Origin of the sequence: Prevotella sp. P6B1, from assembly GCF_000702825.1 — a bacterium.
Lineage (GTDB): Bacteria > Bacteroidota > Bacteroidia > Bacteroidales > Bacteroidaceae > Prevotella.
The window spans coordinates 92,405-113,488 of the sequence record NZ_JNKF01000013.1 but is presented as its reverse complement, the minus strand read 5'-3'; the positions used below and the strand labels follow the sequence as shown (position 1 = coordinate 113,488).

At 53.1% G+C, this 21,084-nt stretch carries 10 protein-coding genes; 6 read left to right on the top strand and 4 right to left on the bottom strand.

Annotated features, from left to right (window positions below; genetic code table 11):
- The first annotated feature begins 114 nt into the window (after positions 1–114).
- Complete coding sequence (locus T495_RS0109780; protein ID WP_231495091.1) at positions 115–3,201, top strand: TonB-dependent receptor; 3,087 nt, start codon at positions 115–117, stop codon at positions 3,199–3,201.
- 18 nt (positions 3,202–3,219) lie between these two features.
- Positions 3,220–5,307 (top strand): RagB/SusD family nutrient uptake outer membrane protein, encoded by a 2,088-nt coding sequence (locus tag T495_RS0109775; protein ID WP_033148530.1) that lies wholly within the window; start codon positions 3,220–3,222, stop codon positions 5,305–5,307.
- 109 nt (positions 5,308–5,416) lie between these two features.
- Here the strand turns inward: T495_RS0109775 and T495_RS0109770 are convergent, their stop codons facing one another.
- Complete coding sequence (locus T495_RS0109770; RefSeq protein ID WP_033148529.1) at positions 5,417–9,613, bottom strand: two-component regulator propeller domain-containing protein; 4,197 nt, start codon at positions 9,611–9,613, stop codon at positions 5,417–5,419.
- 147 nt (positions 9,614–9,760) lie between these two features.
- Between T495_RS0109770 and T495_RS16180 the strand changes: the two genes are divergently transcribed.
- Complete coding sequence (locus tag T495_RS16180; RefSeq protein ID WP_231495083.1) at positions 9,761–13,948, top strand: beta-galactosidase; 4,188 nt, start codon at positions 9,761–9,763, stop codon at positions 13,946–13,948.
- A 5-nt stretch (positions 13,949–13,953) separates the two neighbouring features.
- Here the strand turns inward: T495_RS16180 and T495_RS0109755 are convergent, their stop codons facing one another.
- Together T495_RS0109755 and T495_RS0109750 are read right to left on the bottom strand one after the other, a co-directional pair.
- The gene (locus T495_RS0109755; RefSeq protein WP_081832081.1) at positions 13,954–14,538 is read right to left on the bottom strand and encodes a pyridoxamine 5'-phosphate oxidase family protein; all 585 of its coding nucleotides are present in this window, start codon (positions 14,536–14,538) and stop codon (positions 13,954–13,956) included.
- Positions 14,539–14,652: 114 nt separating this feature from the next.
- The gene (locus T495_RS0109750; RefSeq protein WP_231495082.1) at positions 14,653–15,381 is read right to left on the bottom strand and encodes a 4Fe-4S binding protein; all 729 of its coding nucleotides are present in this window, start codon (positions 15,379–15,381) and stop codon (positions 14,653–14,655) included.
- 110 nt (positions 15,382–15,491) lie between these two features.
- Between T495_RS0109750 and T495_RS0109745 the strand changes: the two genes are divergently transcribed.
- Positions 15,492–16,421: a LysR substrate-binding domain-containing protein gene (locus T495_RS0109745; RefSeq protein ID WP_033148528.1), complete on the top strand. Its 930-nt coding sequence runs from the start codon at positions 15,492–15,494 to the stop codon at positions 16,419–16,421.
- Positions 16,422–16,438: 17 nt separating this feature from the next.
- Here T495_RS0109745 and T495_RS0109740 read toward each other — a convergent pair whose 3' ends face one another.
- On the bottom strand, positions 16,439–18,697 hold the full coding sequence (locus T495_RS0109740) for a glycosyl hydrolase 115 family protein (protein ID WP_051651980.1): 2,259 nt from the start codon (positions 18,695–18,697) through the stop codon (positions 16,439–16,441).
- A 167-nt stretch (positions 18,698–18,864) separates the two neighbouring features.
- On the opposite strand from T495_RS0109740, the gene T495_RS0109735 reads away from it, so the two are divergent.
- Positions 18,865–19,836, top strand: coding sequence for an aldo/keto reductase (locus T495_RS0109735; RefSeq protein WP_033148666.1), 972 nt, complete (start codon positions 18,865–18,867; stop codon positions 19,834–19,836).
- On the top strand, positions 19,836–20,960 hold the full coding sequence (locus T495_RS0109730; protein WP_033148527.1) for a DUF4421 family protein: 1,125 nt from the start codon (positions 19,836–19,838) through the stop codon (positions 20,958–20,960). Before T495_RS0109735 ends, T495_RS0109730 begins: the two co-directional genes overlap by 1 nt.
- The last annotated feature ends 124 nt before the right edge of the window (positions 20,961–21,084 follow it).

The following is a 21,084-nucleotide window of genomic DNA, read 5'->3' as shown; positions in this document are numbered from 1 at the left end:
AAACTTGCTACTTTTGCAGCAAAACCTAAATTTCAAATTAATAAATTACTAATTAAATTATTTAAAAACAGTATGAAAGACATTGGTAAATCAAGTCTGAACAGCAGCTGGACCATGTTCCAGAGGTTGATGTTTACGGTACTGTTCGCCGTGTTTGCCGTTGGTGCATTCGCTCAGAGCAAGATTACCGGAACAGTGGTCGATGCTAAGGGAGATCCTATCATCGGTGCAAGCGTGGTTATTAAGGGAACAAGCAATGGTGCCATTACCGATTTGGATGGTCATTTCACGATTGCTAATGCGCCCGGCAAAGGTTCTTTAGAGGTTTCTTACATTGGCTATAAATCACAGAGTGTAGCCCTTGGTGGAAAATCGCAGATCAACATTACGCTTCAGGAAGATAATGCTTTGCTCGACGAAGTGGTTGTAGTAGGTTACGGCACGATGAAGAAGAGCGATGTAACCGGTTCTCTGGCACGTGTAAGTGGCGATGATCTGAAGGCCATGCCAGTAAAGAATGCGCTGGAAGGTATGCAGGGTAAGGCTGCCGGTGTGGATATCACTTCTAACCAGCGTCCAGGTTCTGTAGGTAAGATTCAGATCCGTGGCGTGCGCTCTATCGGTGCAAACAATGACCCTTTGTATGTTGTCGACGGAATGGTGCTACAGGCTGGTGGTATTGACAACCTGAACCCCAGCGATATCGAGAGCATCGACATTCTGAAGGATGCTTCTGCTACTGCTATCTATGGTAGCCGTGGTGCCAACGGTGTTGTGCTGGTAACAACCAAGAAAGGTAAGGCTGGTAAGGTGAGCATCAACTACTCTGGTACTGTTTCGTTCGAGACCTTGCATGAGGTGACCGAGATGATGAACGCTGCCGAGTGGCTCGACTACGCACGTCTGGCAAAATATAACATGGGTTCGTATAAGAGTGCTACTCCTGATTACGAGCAGGATAAGCTGGCCTTTGGTGGTGTGGCTGCCTCTTGGGCACAGATTGACAAAGCTTGGTCTAATGGCACATACGATCCTTCAAAGGTTGGTGGCTATGACTGGGTAGCTGATGGTAAGCGTACAGGTATCACCCACGAGCACACCCTGAGTGTTTCTGGTGGTGCAGAGAAGTTTAACGGTTATGCCTCGTTTGGTTACCTGAATCAGAAGGGCACTCAGCCTGGTCAGTCATATGAGCGCTTCACGCTGAAGACTTCGTTCGAGGCTAAGCCTCTTGATTTCTTTGTATTTGGTGCTGGTATCAACGCCTCTTACGGTAATCAGGATTATGGCTACAGCTTCACCAAGTCGACTACTGGTGCTGGTGACTATTATGGTGCATTGCAGGGCATGCTGCCTTGGACTGTTCCTTATGATGCTGATGGCAACTATCTGCGTTTGCCTAACAATGATATCAATATCATCAACCCCATCCGTGAACTGCAGTACAATACCAATAACCGTAAAACCTTCCGTGCACAGGCTAACGTTTATGGTGAGGTGGATTTCGGTAAGCTCTGGAGTTCGTTAGACGGTTTGCGTTATCGTATCCAGTTCGGTCCTGAGTTCCGTTACTACACACTGGGTATTGCCAACGCTGCTGGTGGTATCAACGGTGATGGTAACAATAAGGCGCAGTATCAGAATGATATCCGTAGAGCCTACACACTCGATAACCTGATTTATTATAATAAGACAATTGCCGACGTTCACAACATTGGCTTGACTTTGATGCAGAGTGCTTCTGAGTATCATTATGAGATGGGTAACATGAGCGCTACCAATGTCAGCTCTGCCGAGCAGCTGTGGTACAATCTGTATTCTGCTGGCTCTTTGAGCGGATTCGGTACGGGCTTGACCGAGACTCAGATGACTTCTTACCTGGTTCGCTTGAACTACGGTTTCATGGATAAGTATCTGCTTACCGCTTCTATGCGTTGGGATGGTGCCTCACAGCTGGCTGAGGGTCATAAGTGGGCAAGCTTCCCATCTGTAGCGCTGGCTTGGCGTGCTAATCAGGAGAACTTCCTGAAGGATGTGAGCTGGTTGAGCAATCTGAAACTGCGTCTGGGTTGGGGTATCACAGGTAACGCTGCTATCTCAGCATATGCTACAAAGGGTGCCATCCAGGGTGCTTACTATCAGTGGGGTAAGGAGAATCCTGCCTTAGGTTACGTGCCTTCTGACCCATCAGCAAAGACCCCAAACAAGATGGCTAACAATCAGTTGACCTGGGAGAAGACCACACAGCTGAACCTGGGTATCGACTTTGGATTCATCAACAGCCGTATCAATGGTAGCTTTGATATCTATAAGACTACCACCAAGGATTTGTTGTTGCCCATGACTATTCCTTCGTTGACTGGTTATACCTCTACTTATGCCAATGTAGGTAAGACTTCGGGTTGGGGTATCGACTTCCAGTTGAACGCCATCCCTGTAAAGACACGTGATTTCGAGTGGACATCTACACTCACATGGAGTATGGACCGCAGCGAAATCAAGGAGCTGGCCAATGGTAAGAAGGAGGACGTTAACAACCGCTGGTTTGTAGGTGAGGAGATTGGCGTTTACTACGACTATGTATATGATGGCATCTGGAAGACCAGCGAGGCTGAAGAGGCTGCCAAGTATGGTCGTAAGCCTGGCCAGATTAAGGTGAAGGACTTTAATGAAGATCATGCTATTGATGGTAACAACGACCGTAGGATTGTTGGTAAGTATCGTCCTGACTGGACTGCTGGATGGACCAACACCTTCAACTACAAGAATCTGGAACTCTCTGTATTCCTGTATTCACGTTGGGGATTCACCGTTCCCGCAGGAAGTGCAACGCTCGATGGCCGCTACATGATGCGTAAACTCGACTACTGGGTAGCAGGAACCAACGAGAATGCTAAGTACTATAGCCCTGGTTCTACCGGTGAGGCTGCTGATACCTATGCTTCGTCTATGAACTATCAGGATGGTTCGTTCATCAAGGTTCGTAATATCTCTCTGGGTTATAACTTCACCGCTAAGCAGCTCAAACCACTGGGTATCAATAGCTGTAAGGTTTATCTACAGGCTAACAACCCATTCTTCCTGTATAAGAAGACCGACTGGTTGGATACTGACTTGGTAAGTTATGCAAACAATACACAGACAAATGCATCGGGTGTTACCCTTAAGAGCTTTGTTGTAGGTCTTAACATCGGATTCTAATTAAAGAAAGGACTAATTATGAAATTTAAAAATATAGTATCAATCGCCCTGATGACGAGCGTTGTGGGCGGTATGACCACATCTTGTGGTGATGAATTCCTGAAGGAGGAGCTGAAGACTGAATTCAGCACCGACTATTTCAAGACTCAGGATGGCTTGGACGATTTGGCTACAGGTGCCTACTTGAAACTGAAATTTAAGTTCAATTATATCTGGGGTATCGAGTGCTACAATATGGGTGTCGATGAGTTTACCGATGCCAATAACCAAATGCCTGCATGGAACCACTATGGCGATGCGCTGAACTCGACTGAGGGTGGTGCCAACCAGCCTGTGTGGGATAACTACTATGGCTTGATAGAGCCTGCCAATGTTCTTATTAAGAATGTGCCAGAGTTCTATGGCCAGTCGAATGCTGACTATAACACCCGCCTGGGTGAGGGCTATTTCATGCGTGCCTATGGCTACTTCGAATTGGTGAAACAGTTTGGTGGTGTGCCTCTTAAGTTGCAGCCTTCAACAGGTCCTGAGACTTATTTCACCCGCAACAGCGAGGAGGAGGTCTATGCTCAGATTATCAGCGACTTAGAGGAGGCTTATAAGTTGCTGCCTACCACACCTGCCCAGGTAGGTCGTGTCACCAAGTATGCTGCTGCCCACTTCCTGGCAAAGGCTCATCTGTTCCGTGCTTCTGAGGCTTATGATAAATGGAACAGTGCATATAAGAATGATGACCTCGATGCCGTTATCAAGTATGCTACCGAGGTGGTCAATGCGCATCCGCTGTGCAGCGACTATGTGCAGTTGTGGGATTACAAAGAGGCTAATGGTGCTAACGAGAATGTATCAGAGGTGGTGCTGGCTGCTCAGTTCTCTAACGATGAGTCAACCTGGGGCCGCTTTGGTAACCAGATGCACCTGTACTATCCCTCTGTTTATCAGGATATGAAGGGTACAAACCGTGATATCTCTGGTGGTCGTGAGTTCTCTTATGTAAGTGCCACTGAATACACCATGGAGGTGTTTGACCGTGTAAACGACTCTCGTTTCTGGAAGTCGTTCATCACTTGCTACGGTTGTAATAATACGAAGAATGCGCCCACATGGACGGCTGAAGATATCGCTTCGGGTAAAGCGCCTGCTGGCGTAGCTGCTGGCGACAAGCGTTTCGTTGGTGGTCAGGTAGGTATCAAGTATATCGTCAACAATCCTGGTGACGACCGCTATGAAAACTATGCTTCTGGTGCTTCTGATGTTCTGGTATCTAAGGATGGCGTGCTTCAGGCTCCTCACACCTTTGTGCGTTACTTCAAGGGACAGGATTTCAACTGGAACACCGACATTAAGAATCTTACCGGTAACTACTACGGCGTGATTCCTCACAAGCGTAGCGTAGCGCTGAGTAAGTATCGTGATGGTGCCCGTAACTCTATTGCGTCTCAGTTTGGTACACGTGATGCCATCATCGCCCGTTCGGCCGAGGATGTGCTGATGATTGCCGAGGCTTATATTCGCAAGGGTGAGAGCAACTATGCTCAGGCCATCGAGTGGATCAACAAACTGCGTGAGCGTGCAGGATATGCTGCTGGTGAAAACCGTTCGGTGAATGTGGATGGTGGTCAGGCTTATAAGAATAACTCATATTGTACCGGTAAGGGTGGTGGCTATAGCGCTGATGGTGCTATCTACAGCGAGCAAAACACTTACTATGAGAGTAACAATATTGCTGAGACAACAGCTTCTTCTAAGGCTGCCATGCGACTGAATAGTGTTGACGATGTATACAACTCGCCCACAGAGCAGCGCATCTATAAGGTCCTGAAGTGCTCTACCAATGCGGAGAAGATGATGTGCTTCCTGCTTGATGAGCGTACACGTGAGCTTTGTGGTGAGGCTCTCCGTTGGGAGGATCTGGCGCGCACACGTACACTCGATGCCCGTTGGCATGCCTTCAACGATGGTGTGAGCCGTGGTATAGGCGACTTTAAGGCTGATAAGCACTACTATCGTCCTATTCCACAGTCGTTCCTCGATGGTATCACTACCGAGAGTGGAGCAGGCCTCACTGCTGAGCAGAAGCAGGCTATGCAGAATCCTGGTTATTAATTTAGGCTACATAATTTGGTTCATACATATTAAATGTTAGCACATTAATTAAGGTTAGTTGTTTTGTAGACCGCCCCGCGAGCAGTGGCTCGTCGGGGCGGTTTCTTTTTTACTGACCTTTGCCGTATTTGCTGGGTGGAACACCGTATTTCTCCTTGAAACACTTGTAGAAATAGGTGGGCGACTGGAAGCCTACCTTGTAGCTCACCTCCGTCACGTTCAGGTCGCCTTCTATCAGCAGGTCAGCCGCTTTCTTCAGGCGTTCGGTCTGCAGATAGGTGTTGGGCGACATGCCTGTAAACTCCTTCATCTTGCCATAGAACTTGGTGCGGCCCATCTTGAGCAGCGCTGCGAGCATGTCGACATTGAAGTCGGGATCGCCCATGTGCTGCGCCACGATGGTCTCCATCTTCTCACGGAAACGCTGGTCGGCTTCGTCGGTGATGATGGGCTGAGGCGCTGCCGCTGTGCTGGCAGCGGTGTCGATGGGTTGCACGCGGCTGTACCACTTGATGAGTTGGGTGATGCGGAGGATGAGCAGCTCGAAGTTACAGGGCTTGACCATATAGTCGTCAGCGCCGGCTTTGTAGCCGCGTAGCAGCTGGTCGTCGCCATCGAGGGCGGTGAGCATGATGATGGGGGTGTGGCGCGAGGTCTCGCTGGCGCGCAGCTGACGTACAATCTCGAAGCCGTTGATATCGGGCAGCATCACATCGCACAGTATCAGATGGGGCTGCTGCTCAGCAATGCCAGCGAGTGCCTTGCTGCCCGCGGTATAGCTCACCGTGCGGAAATAGCGGCCTACGCTATCACGTATCTGGTCGAGCATGTCGAGGTCGTCTTCGATGATGGCCACCGTGATGTTCTCGTTGAAAGCCACTGGCGCCAACTCGCGGATGTGGTCGGGGGTGGCTTCGGACTGATAGGAGGTGTTGACAGCCGTGGCGCTGGCATAGTCTTCGCTGGTATAGACATCAGCGCTGGCAGGCAGGCTGACGGTGAACCGCGAGCCACCCTCAGCCGCGATACGCTCATAGGTGAGGGTGCCCTTGTGGAGGCGAGCCGACTGGTAGGCGGTGTAGAGGCCTATGCCCATGCCGCCCTGCGACACGTAGCCATGCATGAAGGGCTGGAACAGCTGTGGCATCTGCTGCTCGCTGATGCCAGGTCCGTTGTCCTCAACCATTAGCTGTATCTGCTGTCTTTCTTCGAGCAGTTTCACTTTCAGACTGATGTGTCCACCTTGTGGCGTGTATTTCACCGCATTGCTCAGCAGATTGTAGAGTATCGTCTCTACCAGATGGGGGTCGAAGGTCATCTGGTACTGGTGTGCGAATGGGGTGTAGGTGAGCTGTTGCTCCTTGCGGGCAGCCATCTCGCGGAACTCGTCGCTGGTGGCGCGTCCCAGTTTGATGATGTCGCCCTCCATCACGCCTAATCGCTGGTTACCTGTGTTGATACGTCTGAACTCCATCAGTTGGTTCACCAGTTTCGAGAGTCGCAGCGTGCCTCGGCGTACAGTCTGCACAGCCGAACGCGATACTTGCTCGCTGCCCTTCTGGGTGAGCTTGTCGGCAGCGCCGCTGATGATGGCCAGGGGTGTACGGAACTCGTGGGCGATATGGGTGAAGAAGTTTAATCGGAAGGTCGAAAGCTCTTTCTCCACGCGTATCTGCTGGTTGAGTTCGAAGTTACGTCGCCAGGCGCGATAGAAGTACCAGCACAGCACGCCGATAATAAAGAGGTAGATGAGCCATGCCCACCACGTGTTGTACCACGGCTGGCGGATAATGATGGTAAACACGTACTCCTCGCTCCATTGGTTGTTCTTGTTCAGCGAGCTGAGGTGGAACAGGTAGGTGCCTGGTGGCAGACTGTTGTAGCGTGCGCTGTTGTCGCTGGTCAGCTGTCGCCAGTCGTGCTCCACACCTTCCATATAATAGCGGTATTGGGTAGATGAGATACCAGCGTAGTCAAGGTTCGAGAATCCTAACTCTATCGAGTTCTGGTCGTGGTTCAGCACCAGTTGCTGGTCGCTGGTCGACAGGTAGCGTGCCACACCGTCAATGCTCACCATGGTGATGATGGGTCGTCCGGCTTTCTCAGGCAGCTCTGCGTTCAGTCGTTCTGGTTGCAGTATCATCATGCCATAGGCGGTGCCGAACAGCAGTCGTCCGTCAGGCAGCATGGCAGTACTGTTCTCGCTGTAGATGTTGCTTTCCATGGTGTGTCCGAACTGGTAGCTGTTCACCTTCTGGTCCTTGCGTATACAGGTGATGCCGTTGTCGGTACCAGCCCAGATATTGCCTTGTCGATCAGTGGTAATCGAGAGTATATTGTTGGTAATCAGTCCGTCGTGGGTGGTATAGCTGCGCTCGATGGTGAATTTCCCGTTGTCGTAGCGGCATTTCTGCAGTCCGCCGCCACGTCCGCCAACCCAGATGTTACCAGCCGAGTCGGGCATCAGACACGATATCTCGTCGAAGGGAAAGTCGCCCTGCTGTATGTTATGGCTGATGAGGTCGTTGTTGGTCAGCGTCTTTTTCAGCATGTCGATATGGTACACGCCGTTGTTGCTGGCCAGCCAGTACTGGTGGCGGTTGTCGGCACGGATGATACGTATCAGACTCTCGTTGTACGAGCGCTTCATCAGGTGTGTGGTGTTCAGCAGTCCGTCGGCCTCCAGGTGCACCACAAACAGTCCGTCGCCCCAGGTGGCTATCCACAGGCGCCCTAAGGGGTCTTCGGTGATGTCGTAGATCTGTGCCGATGGGAAATCGATGCGCTTGCCGTCGATATAGAGTCCGCCGCCTCGCAGTCCCATCCACTCGTGGCCCTTGGTGTCCTTATAGTAGGCATATACGGCAGCAGGCAGCGATTGTGGCTGTTGGTGCTGCCATGTGGCAGGATTCAGTTCGTATAACAGGTTGTCGCGTGTGCTCAGCAGCACCCTGTTGCCGCCGGCATAGTTCACCATGCGCACAAAGTTACTCCAGTCGCCCTTGCGGTTGGGCTGTGGGTAGAAGTAGTCGGCATTGGTGCGGTCGGGTGGCAGTATGCAGGTCAGTCCTGTCGATTCCTCGCTCAGCCAGATGCAGCCGCTGCGGTCTATCAGGATGTTGTTCAGATAGCTGTTGCCCACAATGGCCCATGGCGAGGTGGCCGAGTAGTGCTGCAGGCGGTCGTGCTCAATGTCGTACACAAAGAGTCCGTTGCCGTAGCTGGCTATGTAGTACAGTCCGTCGGCACCTTTCTTGATGTTATAGCGGCGGAATCGCTCCACCGTCGATTTCACGCCCTGCATCAGGTTCAGCACGCGCATGTCGCCCTTGGCAGGGAACACGTAGAGTATGCCCGTGCTGTTGCTCACAAAGTGGTTCTGGTCGTCGCTGCTCAGACCCTCCATCTGTGCGCCTCCCTGCATGTGATATTTGTTGGTGGCGTTGGCGGTGCCGTCCTTGGGGTTCACCATCAGGGTTTCGTTGTTGGTCATGATCATCCAGCAGCCGTGCCACTCGAAGCTGGCCGATACCATATTGATTTTCTTCATGTCGGCAGCGATGGCGATTCGTCGCAGTTCGCGTCCGTTCTCGTCGAAGGTGTAAATCAGTCCTGTGTTGGTCAGCGCCAGCATGGTGTGTCCAATCTGTATGCCTCGGCGGAAGAACACGCCCTGGGCAATGGTGCGTGCCTTGCCCTGTGCATCGATGATGGTGATGCCCGATGAGGTCATGGTCCACAGGCGTCCCTGCTGGTCTTCGAAGGCATCGTTCACGTGGTTCACGGGCAGGGTGCCGCTGGCTTTGGTATAGTCGATACAGCTCACTAGTCCGTCGGCGCTGCCTTTCACACGGCGCACGCCGCTCTCATCGTCGAACATCCACACCACGCCCTGTCGGCCGCGTATGAATCGGCGGTACGTGCGTGCGTAGTCCTTCTTGCCGGTAAAGTCGATAAAGGTTCCCGTACGCAGGTCGTAGCAGCAGTACACGTAGGTGCTGGTTCGCATCCACAGGTGGCGCTTGTCGTCGTCAGGAAACACGTATCCCACCACGCCGTGTATAGGGTCGCCGTCAGGTCCTAAGTTGTATATGTTGTAGAACTGGTATCCGTCGTATCTGCACAGTCCGTTGGCTGCCGCCATCCAGATGTAGCCGTCGGCATCCTGCGTCATGTCGAAAATCTGGTTACTGGGCAGTCCGTCGGCCGAGCTGATATGCCGGCTGTTGGTCAGCAGCTTGTCTTGCGCTGTCAGTATGCTGCTCAAGGCGAGCAGGCAGAGTATGGAAACTTGTCTTAAGTTCATGATGGTTAGTTGTTATCGGGTGCAAATATACTCATTATTTTCCGATTAATGGACTTGTAAACGGACAAAAATGCATGTTTTCGGATAAAATAGTTGGCTGAGTATGGAAAATAAACATTAATTTTGCAGCAAAAACCAAAAACAACGATGAGAAGCTCTACTTTAACAACCGTTTTACTGCTGTTGGCAGCCGTCATGCTGCAGGCCCAACCGCGCTATGACATGCAGCATATTCAGCGCGAACATCTGAACCGTGGTGTGGTTGCCATCCGCAGTGGCAAGCAGGTTGTGGTCAGCTGGCGCACGCTCAGCAGCGATGCTGTCGGGCAGCCGTTCAGTGTGTATCGCAACGGGCGTAAACTCATCCAGCAGCCGCTGCGCGAGGGCGGCACTTTCTATATCGATCAGGCACCGCTCGCCAGCGATGCCACCTACGAGGTGCGAGGCGGCGCCCGCAACGGTCGTTTCACGTTGCGTGCCAATGCCCCTGAGGGCTATCTGCCCATCAAGCTGCAACAGCCAGCTGGTGGTACCACCCCTGATGGTAAGCCGTTCGGCTATACTGCCAACGATGCCAGTGTGGCCGATGTGGATGGCGACGGACAGTATGAGATTGTGCTGAAGTGGGACCCCACCAACGCCCACGACAATGCCCACGATGGCTATACCGGCCCTACGCTGTTTGATTGCTACCGTCTGGATGGCACCCTGTTGTGGCGCATCGATCTGGGCATCAACGTGCGCAGTGGCGCCCATTACACCCCCTTTATTTTCTACGACCTTGATGGCGACGGACGTGCTGAGTTCATGGTCCGTACCAGCGATGGCACCCGCGATGGCAAGGGTTGGGTGATAGGCGATGCCCAGGCCGACTATCGCCACCGTGCGCCTGCCGATGCCGAGCAGCCTTTGCCCACGCCTGAATGGGCGAAATACAACAAGCAGGGCCGCCCCAAGACAGGGCGTATCCTTACTGGCAATGAATACCTCACCGTGTTCGACGGTCTTACTGGCACGGCCTTGGCCACCCAGCCCTATGTGCCCGAACGTGGCAACCTGAGCGACTGGGGCGACAACTATGCCAACCGTTCCGACCGCTTCCTGGCAGCTGTGGGCTATCTCGATGGCAAGCATGCCTCGGCCATCTTCTGTCGTGGCTACTACACCCGCACCGTGCTGGCAGCCTGGGACTGGGACGGCCGCGAGCTGAAGCAGCACTGGGTGTTCGATACCCTCCAGCCCGCGTGGGCAGCCTATGCAGGGCAGGGCAACCACAACCTGCGCGTGGCTGATGTCGATGGCGACGGCTGCGATGAGATTACCTATGGCTCGATGGCTGTCGATCACGATGGTCGAGGCCTCTATAACACAGGCATGGGTCATGGCGATGCCATCCACCTGATGTGCTTCAATCCGCAGAGCACCGACCTGCAGGTGTGGGACTGCCACGAGAACCGTCGCGACGGCTCCGACTTCCGCGATGCCCGTACTGGCAAGGTCATCTTCCAGGTGCCCTCCAAGAACGATGTAGGTCGCTGCATGGCAGCCGATATCGACCCCACCAATCCCGGACTCGAGATGTGGAGTACCGATAGTCATGGCATCCGCACGCTGAAAGGCGAGGTGCTCTATTCCGCCGAAGATCCTGACGACCCGCAGCACAAACAGCATCTGAAGTTAGGTGGCCGCTACCTCTCTGTCAACTTCGGCATCTGGTGGGATGGCGACCTGCTTCGCGAGCTGCTCGACCACGAGGCGGTGAGCAAGTACGATTGGCAGAACCATACCATGAAGGATGTGACCAGGTTCGATGGCGTGGTGTTCAACAACTGGACCAAGTCCAACCCCTGCCTGTCGGCCGATATCCTTGGCGACTGGCGCGAGGAGGTTGTCGCCCGCACCTCCGATAACAGCGAGTTGCGCATCTATGTGTCGCCCATCCCCACAGCCTATCGCATCAACAGCCTCATGGAGGATATCCCTTACCGCTTATCCACCGCAGCCCAGAATGTGGGCTATAACCAGCCCTCCGAGCCCGGTTTCTATCTGGGCCCCGACCCAACGGTCAATCCCTTCCTGAAGTCACTGCAGCCCCCGCGTGAGTACCAGCTCACCGAGCCTGCACAGCCCAAGGCTATTCGTAGCGACCACCTGCGTATGGGTGGTGCTAATCCCAAGGGCGAGCGCATCGATATCAACAACTTCTACATGTCGATGGCAGGCAAACCCGTCATCCCCGTGATGGGCGAGTTCCACTTCTCGCGCTATCCTGCCGAGCAGTGGGAGGAGGAGATCCTGAAGATGAAGGCGGGGGGCGTAACCGTTATCCCCACCTATGTGTTCTGGAGTTTGCATGAGGAGGTCGAGGGCCAGTTTCGTTGGGACGGTCAGCGTAACCTGCGCCGCTTTGTCGAGCTCTGTCAGAAGCACGATATGGCAGTGATTGTGCGTATCGGCCCCTTCTGTCATGGCGAGATCCGTAGTGGCGGATTCCCCGATTGGCTCTTTGCCAAACCTTTGGAGGTGCGCAGCAACGATCCCGAATACCTGAAACTGGTGAAGCGCCTCTATACCGAGATCGGTAAGCAGTTGCAGGGCCTGTATTATAAGGATGGCGGCCCTATTATCGGCTGTCAGGTTGAGAACGAGATGCAGCATTCGGCTGCCCCCTGGGCCATCTGCTATCCAGGCGAGCCCAAGGATAATACGGCTGCCAGCTACAATGCCGGCGAGGCTATGATAGGTGTGGGCAACCAGGCACGCAAGGCCACTGGTGCCGAGATGGGCACCCTGCACATGCAGCTGCTCAAGCAGATGGCCGTCGAGGCTGGTATCGATGTACCTTTCTACACCGCCACAGGGTGGGGTAATGCCGCTGTCATCGAGGGCGAGGCCATCCCCGTCACAGCCGCCTATACCTATCCCTTCTGGGCTAAGCCTCACATGTCGAAATTCCTGATGTTCAAGGATCTCACCAAAGAGGCCGATTATGCGCCTACGCGTTATAACCCTGCCGATTACCCCTCGTTCTGTGCCGAGATGGGCGCTGGTATACAGATGATCTACAGCGCCCGTCCCATCGTCACAGCCGAGGCAGCCGAGGGCCTGATGGTGCGCACCTTGGGTAGCGGTAGTAATGGCATCGGCTACTATATGTATCACGGAGGCAGCACGCCCAAGCAGATAGGCGGTGTGGGCTCGTTCCAGGACGAGCCTATGGGCATGCCCAAGATAAGCTATGATTTCCAGGCACCTATCGGCGAGTTCGGACTCGAAGGCAAGATGTATCGCAACCTGCGCCTGCTCCACACCTTCTTAGCCGATTTCGGCCATCTGCTGGCGCCCATGGAACCCGTTCTGCCAGCCGATTGGCAGCAGATGACGCCCGGTAACCGCGACCACCTGCGCTATGCCGCCCGTATCAAGGATGGCAGCGGCTTCCTGTTTATGGTCAACTTCCAGGACCACGACACCCTGCGCCACGACCAGTCGGGCGTGGTAAAACTCAACTTGAAAAACGAAACCATCTCTATCCCCGTTACGCTTCCTAAGGACGAAAGCATGATTCTGCCCTTCAATCTCGATATGGACGGTGCGCTGCTCAAGTATGCCACAGCCCAGCTACTCATGAAGCTTCAGGACAAGGGCACACCTCACTATATCTTCTTTGCCCCCGAAGGTGTTAAGCCTGAGTTTGTGTTTGCTGGTGGCAAGGTGTTCCGCCCGGTACCTGGCTTTAAGAGCACCTTTACTTATAAGGGCATTAAAGTTACCACGCTCACCCTCCAGCAGGCGCTGAATGCGTTGAAGGTTAACGGCAAACTGCTGATAACTGATGCCACCGTGCTGCCTACAGCCGATGGTGCCACGCTGCTCAGTCTGGGCAACCATCAGGTCAGCTATGTGGTGTATCCCAGCAAGCAGGGCTTTAAGGCTCAGACAGCCAGCGTAGCCCCCGTCGAGCCCCAGTTCAAGGTCAAGCAGGCTGGTCCCCGCCGCATGTCGGTTAAGGTGTTGGATAATGGTCAATCATCCCAGGTACAGGAGTATTTCCTGCGCATCAATTACGTGGGCGATGTGGCTATGGCGTTTATGAAGGGGCAGCTGGTGCAGGACGAGTTCTACCATGGCGAGCCTTGGACGATTGGCTTGAAGCGCTATGCCGACGATCTGAAGACCGACCCGCTGACGTTCTATTTCCGTCCGCTGCGCAAGAACGCCCCCTTCTTAGGCGATCTGCCCCAAAAAGCCGTGCCCGATTTCGAACACGGCCCTGTAGTAGATATCCAGCAGGTAGAAGTCATCCCCGAATATAAATTCGATATCAGGTTTTAGTGGGTTTACTCCATACGGCCGTATTTGACTGCGTCTCCGTCCTTCGCGACTCGGCCATTCATGCAAGCATGATGGCTCTCGCTGCTCTGTCCGGTCATCTCTTCGCCCTGTTTGTCGTACTGTTTGCGCTTGCCAACAGGAGGCTCTGTCAGGGTGATGCGCACTACGGCTGTATGGTCCAGACTGCGGGCGATGGCATCGTCGAATGCCGCCATGTGGTGTGGTAGGAATCGCTCACAGATGGCTCGCAGTGCTGCTATCTTCTCTTCGCGATCGTTCACCAGCTCTGCCTTACCTACGGCTGTGGCCGATTTGAATTGCAGGGTAAAACTGCCGTCCTTAGGGCCAACCGTAGGCGCACATTTAGTGACAGCCGACAGGAATACCGTCGGCTGATGGGTTATGCAGTCCAACTTGTCGCCCTCCAAGGCACAGTGGAAATAAAATGTTTTCTCATCGGTACGCGCCAGCGACAGGGGCAATCCATAAGGAGTGCCGTCGGGGCGCGTCATGCTTACTGTCACGTATGGAGCCTTGTCCAGCACCTCCAGTGCAAAGGCGGCATCCATCTCTCTGCTTACTTTTCTCATTTTTCCTTTAATCTTTGTATCAGGCCGCTAAAGTACAAAAAATCCCAGACATATCGCTATGCCTGAGACTTTCATTCGCATCTTTTATGCTTTATTGTGATTTTGTGTTTGAATTCAATGTTCAATGGTCATAATCTTCGTGGGGCAGGCCAGTACGCACTTGCCGCACTTGATGCAGTCGGGGTGCAGGTATCCCGATTCCTGGCCGCGCGAGTCGTAGGGCGTGAGCTGCATGGGGCATACGCGGGCACAGCTCTTGCACTTCATCTGACAGGCGCTCGATACGTGTACGTTGGTATATGCCTTGGGCAGTGGGGCCTTTTTGGGCGACACCCAGTTTGAAATGGTTCCCATGGGGCAGAATGTGCACCAAGTGCGTGGGGCATAGATGAATGCCAATACCACACCAACGATGGTGGTAGCCACAATAATTTTCCAGAACACCATGCCGATGCCAGCCCACATGGCCAGTCCGCCTTCGCTCCAGGGCACAAAGCTCAGCTGTATGCCAAACATGGTGAAGATAAAGAACACCATAAACAAGCGGAACCCGAAGGAGCGCACAAACTTAGGTATCTCGCGGTGGGGCGAGTATTTCGACAGCAGTTGGCTGAACAGATTGCCACGCGGACAAACGTTGCCGCACCACCAGCGGCCTCGCCAGATGCTGAACAGCACGGGGCCAACCATACAGATGATGGCCGCTAAACCAATTACTGGGAAGAGCCAGCCAAGGATGATATAGGCGATGATAATCCAATATAGTGGTCGCCCTGGTGTTTCAAAGTGGCGATGGAATTGCTTCTTTGTTGTTTTCTTTTTTGTTTCTTCTTGAGTCATCATTTTTACCTTTTTTTGTTTTCACGGTGCAAAATTACGCATATTTTGATAGACATACGAATTATTTTATCTATCTTTGCATCGATGTAATCTATTATAATGATCTGGAACGTATGACACTACAGCAACTAAAGTACATTGTAGCTATCGATCGCTATCGTAGTTTTGCCAAGGCTGCCGATGCCTTAGGCATCTCGCAACCCACCTTGAGTGCCATGTTGGTTAAGTTGGAAGATGAGCTCGACGTGCGCATTTTTGAGCGTAGCAACAAAAGTGTAACACCCACGATTGCTGGCGGAAAAATTATCCGTCAGGCAGAGCGTGCCATCGCTGAGGCTGAGCGTATCAATGAGTTGGTGAGCGAAGACAGGAGCGATGTGACTGGCGAGCTTCGACTGAGCGTGGGTCCCACCATCTCGCCCTATATCCTGCCCAAGTTTATCCGTTATTACACCGAGGATTATCCGCAGGTGCGGCTGACCATAAACGAGCTGAAGGGCGATGCCATGCTGGCCGAACTGCAGTTAGGGCATATCGATGCCGCCATCGCCATCAGCGGACAGGCACGTCAAGGCATACTCGAGATACCGCTTTATACCGAGAAGTTTATGGTGTATCTTGCGGCTGACTGCTGGCGCAAGTTACCCGTGTTCCATCCCGAGAATCTGGAACACGAAAAGATGTGGATTATGCGCGATGCCCAGTGCCTGCGCGATAGCGCATTCAGCTTCTGCAAGGCGCGCACCAAGGGGCGCAGGGTGTACGAGGCTGGCAGTATCGACACCCTTATCCGTATCGTAGATGAGAACGGCGGTTTTACCATTATCCCCGAGATGCACCTGCCGTTCCTTAGTGATGAACAGCGTGAGAATGTGCGCCGTATCGAGGGCGATTACCTGTCGCAGCGCCGTGTGTCGCTCTACATCCGCGAGGATTACATCCGCCAGGCCATGCTGAATACCATCACCAAAACACTCCTTCGATTCATGCCTGCTGGCATGATGGAGGACCGCATCGCCAAGTATGGCGTCAAACTAGGGTGACGTACCGAACAGAATGATTAAAAAATACGTAGTTGGTCGAATACGATATGGGCATCGAGGGCACGCAGTGTCATGGTGTGATGCCCTTGGTGCAGGTGTACCTTTGTGTTGCGAACAGCTTGTCCGCTCAATACATTCTGCTTCCAGCGTTCGGAACGGAAGGGCTCTTTGAGTGAATAAACCACAGGCTGTTCATTATCGATGGTCACGCTGAATCGCAGGTCGCCATCGTCGTTTGGCTGGGTAGGGATGAGGGCGGTCTGCAGGATGTAATCGTCCTCAGCAGCTATCTCTATCTCGTAAGTAAGCTGCCCGTCCCTAGGCATGGCTACGGCATGCATGCTATGCCCTAACATCTGGATGATGCGTACCCCATCGGTGGCCGACTGGTAATCAGCGGCATCGCGCTTCATGATGCAAGGCTGGTCGGTACCTGTTAGCTGGGCATGCACATTTTCGAACACTGGGAGCCTCCGTGGGGCGGCATCCATCAGATAGCGCCATTTGCCACCATTCATCTCGTTGTAATGCCTGGTCAGTGCTTGTATCTCTTCGTAGGCGCGATGGCTCTCTGTTGAATCGCCAAGCATCTTGGTGTTCATGGCTGCGGCTGCAAAGACAGGATATTCGATAGCCGCAAAGAAGGCATCGCCCAGTTCGCAGCGAACAAGCGGACGGATGGCCGTGATCTCGGCCATGAGGTGCTGGAAGGCTGACAGGCGCTGGGCTGCCTCGATAGGTGAGAGGGGCGCAGCGCCAACAGGTGAGAGTCCGCGAGGGTATTTCTGCTTGTCGAGTTCTACCTGTGTGTAGCCCATGAACTCCGGTCTACGCTCACCACAAAGGCGATAGAACGTGTGCATCACGGGTAGGAGCCGCTTGCCGGCTTCCTGACCAAACTGCCGGCATAGCCAGGCTGCCAGATGGTTTGTGAGTGTATGACCTTCTACACAGTTGATGTTCCAGGCCAGATCGAGAAACAACTCCAGGTCATAGGCAGCCACCTTGGGATCGTGAACGTTGGCTATCCAGAGCTTACGTACGTTGTGTTGGTAGGCCTCACGCATCTCGTTATAGATAAGGCCTGGCTGGGTGGTGGTTAACCAGAGGTAGTCGTGTGGCCGCCCCCAATAGCTCAGGTGGTAATACACGCCTGCACCGCCTGGGCGCTGCTGCTCCCTGGCATTCGACAGACGTGTCATGTAACCATAGTTGTCGTCGCACCACATCAAGGTGACATAGTCGGGCACGCGCAATCCTTTTTCATATAGCTGTAGTACCTCCTTGTAGGGCACGAACACCTGCATCTGCTTGGCTGGATCTCCTACGTGTTGGCGCAGGAGTGCCTGCTGGTTGTCGATGACCTGTTGGAGGGCATCGAATTTTTCCTGTTCGGTTTGGTAGCCTTCCATCGAGCTGTCGTGTATGCCGCGCATGCCGATGGTGAACATGTTATCTTTCGACTTCCTGACCTCTTGCAGGCGTTCTATCCAGTATTGGTGTACTTGTTGGCGATTGGTGCGATAGTTAAAGGCACCCCGTTCCGCCACCTGCCACTCGTCAACATTGTTGCGAAGCAGGGGCTCGCAATGCGATGTGCCAATCACGATGCCACACGAGTCGGCCATCGCCTTTGCGCCGGGAATCTTGAAGAAGGCCGTTGTGCCGGGATGCATGCCGGGCCAGATGGTGTTGGCGCGTAAACGGAGCATCAACTCGAAGATCCTACGATAGGTTCTCGGTCCAATCTGGCTTTTTCCTGATGGCTCAAAGGTCTTGTGACTCCAAGGGCGCAGACTCCAGTCCTCGTCGTTCAGGAAAATGCCACGATAGGCTACGCTGGGCTGTTGCTCCGTCCTGAAATCATCATTTAACACCAGGCGACTCCGCTTTTCTGGCACCACGTCGCCCCACCATATCCAGGGCGATACGCCTGCCAGGCGTGACAGCTCCAGCAGCCCATAGGCCATGCCGCGACCATTACCCCCTTCGATCAGGATTCTTCCTCTGTTTACTTGAATCCTGAATCCGTCATGAGGTAATGACGGGTTAGGGGTTACCTTAATGATGCCGTTTGCTGAAGCCATAGGGCGCATTCCCGTTACCTGTTGCATGTCGCCCATCCACATGTCAAGGGCCGTCTTTACAACGGGTTCTACCTTCTTCGGTATCTGATAGGTTATCGGATGCAGTCCGTCAAACCATACCACCTCAGCCTGTGAGGCTAAAAATGTAAGTTGGAAAACTGCGATAGCAAGTACTCTTTTTATATTCATAACGTTTTAGTTGAATTCTTGGTGCAAATTTAGGAATAAGTACCATAATATAGTTCGAAAAATATTCGAAAAGATACAATTTTGTACAAAAATGGACGGAATTACTGATGTTGTTTCGCAATAAATCGCTATCTTTGCAGCAGAAAAAGCTAAAACTGAAATATGTTATGAGGGAAAATTACTTTGCGGATAAGAACCGCTACGACAATGGAATGGAGTTTGAGCGCTGTGGGCGCTCGGGTGTACTGCTGCCAAAGGTGAGCCTGGGATTCTGGCATAACTTCGGTAGTGTCGATCCTTATGAGCGCAGCCGTGAGATTACGCACTATGCCTTTGACCATGGCATCACGCATTTTGACCTGGCCAACAACTACGGCCCTGTGTATGGCTCAGCCGAGGAGACCATGGGACGCCTCATGGACGAGGATTTCCGTCCTTATCGCGATGAACTCTTCATCTCGAGCAAGGCTGGCTACGACATGTGGCCTGGACCTTATGGCAACTGGGGTTCGAGAAAATACCTGATGGCCAGTCTGGACCAGAGTCTGAAACGTATGAAGATAGATTATGTAGACCTGTTCTACAGTCACCGCTACGACCCTGAGACCCCGCTCGAGGAGACGCTTCAGGCGCTCGTCGATATTGTGCGCCAGGGCAAGGCGCTCTACGTGGGCATTTCAAACTGGCCCCTTGAGCCGCTGAAGTTTGGCTATGAGTATCTCAAGGCCCACGACGTGCCTCTGCTCATCTATCAGGGACGACTGAACATGCTGGACCGTAAACCTCAGGAAACGGGTATCCTGGATTTCTGTGCCGAGAAGGGTGTGGGCTTTATCGCCTTCTCGCCATTGGCACAGGGTCTGCTCACCGACCGCTATCTGAACGGCATACCTGCTGATAGTCGTATGTCGAAGGGCAAGTTCCTGCGCGAGGAGATGCTCACGCCCGAGCTGTTGGACAAGCTGCGTGCCTATAACCAGGTGGCAGAGAGCCGTGGTGAGACCCTTGCAGAGATGGCACTGGCCTGGGTGCTGCACCAGAAGGGTGTGACATCGGTACTGGTGGGCGCCAGCTCGACAGCACAGTTGGAGAAGAACCTGAAGTGCGTGAGTGCTGCGCCGTTTGATGCGGAGGTGTAATGAAACAGTGGGTCCTGGTTGTTATCGTTGCCCTCGGTGGCGTTCTTCCCGGGCAGGCTCAGATAGTGAAGGACTATCTGCATAAGTTGGGCTCCTTCATCGACTCCATGTCGGTGAAGGGGCTCGACCGCCGCTATATCGATGCCCCTCAGCACCCTTGGCAGCTCATTGTGCGTGGCAATGTGAACCAGAGTATCCTGAGTATGAAAGCGGCAGGCGAACTGGAGGGCATCCCCTATACGGCACAACCCTATCTGAAGACCGAGCCTTCGCAGTATGTGGGACTATGGGCCGGCTATCGCGGCTATGGCTTCGGTTATACCGTGAACGTGGGTGGCGACAAGGGTAGCTATCTCACCTTTGGTGCCACAGGTGGTGCCTATGGGTTGAACGTGCGCATACACAACTTTGAGAACGATCACCCCGATTTCAATCTGGAGAGCTCGATCATCGCTGAGGGTCACGAGGAAGACTGGCAGAAGGTGCAGCTGATGAATCCCATCAAAGTGCGTACCGTCATTGCTGATGGCTACTACCTTTTCAACGGTAAGCGCTTCTCGTATGCGGCCGCCTATGACCAGAGTGTGATACAGAAACGCTCAGCGGGCTCGCTGATGGCTGGCGCGATGTACTATTACGGGCATGTCGACTATTCCAATGACCTGAACGGCGACCTTGTCTATCTGATGCACGGACTGGGCAAGGTCAAGCTGTGGCAGGGCAGTGTGGGCATCGGTTATGCCTACAACTGGGTGCCGGTGCGCGGCCTGCTGGTGAGCGCCATGGCCATGCCTATGCTCACTGTTGTCAATAAAATCAGGGCCTATGGTTTTGCTACCAATGTGGAGCAGCTCGCTCAGGATCCGATGTTCGATGCCGATATCTCTGACGAGGAGTGGGACGAGTGGTTCTACGGCCATCTGAGAGTGATACCCATGGGCAGCAAGACATTTAATAGCGGTATGACGGTGAACTTTGATGCCCGTCTGTCGGTGACCTATAACTTCGACCGTTGGTTTATCAACGCCTATGGCCAGTTCAATAACTTTCGCTACAGCCACCAGCACACCAGCGGGCATCTCAACGACTGGTTTGTCAATACCTCTGTCGGACTGAGGTTATAATCCTGTCAAAATCGTACGATAGTATAGGAAAACGAACGGATTTTATATTGAAATTCGGCAAAATATGCTATCTTTGCATCAAAATTACTAAAACAAAAAAATGATGATCAAAGAAAGCGGTATA

Coding starts and splice junctions, on each gene's coding strand:
- T495_RS0109755 (WP_081832081.1), bottom strand. CDS start 14,538: ATGAGAAAAGTAAGCAGAGAGATGGATGCCGCCTTTGCACTGGAGGTG.
- T495_RS0109780 (WP_231495091.1), top strand. CDS start 115: ATGTTCCAGAGGTTGATGTTTACGGTACTGTTCGCCGTGTTTGCCGTT.
- T495_RS0109750 (WP_231495082.1), bottom strand. CDS start 15,381: ATGATGACTCAAGAAGAAACAAAAAAGAAAACAACAAAGAAGCAATTC.
- T495_RS0109745 (WP_033148528.1), top strand. CDS start 15,492: ATGACACTACAGCAACTAAAGTACATTGTAGCTATCGATCGCTATCGT.
- T495_RS16180 (WP_231495083.1), top strand. CDS start 9,761: ATGAGAAGCTCTACTTTAACAACCGTTTTACTGCTGTTGGCAGCCGTC.
- T495_RS0109740 (WP_051651980.1), bottom strand. CDS start 18,697: ATGAATATAAAAAGAGTACTTGCTATCGCAGTTTTCCAACTTACATTT.
- T495_RS0109775 (WP_033148530.1), top strand. CDS start 3,220: ATGAAATTTAAAAATATAGTATCAATCGCCCTGATGACGAGCGTTGTG.
- T495_RS0109730 (WP_033148527.1), top strand. CDS start 19,836: ATGAAACAGTGGGTCCTGGTTGTTATCGTTGCCCTCGGTGGCGTTCTT.
- T495_RS0109735 (WP_033148666.1), top strand. CDS start 18,865: ATGAGGGAAAATTACTTTGCGGATAAGAACCGCTACGACAATGGAATG.
- T495_RS0109770 (WP_033148529.1), bottom strand. CDS start 9,613: ATGAACTTAAGACAAGTTTCCATACTCTGCCTGCTCGCCTTGAGCAGC.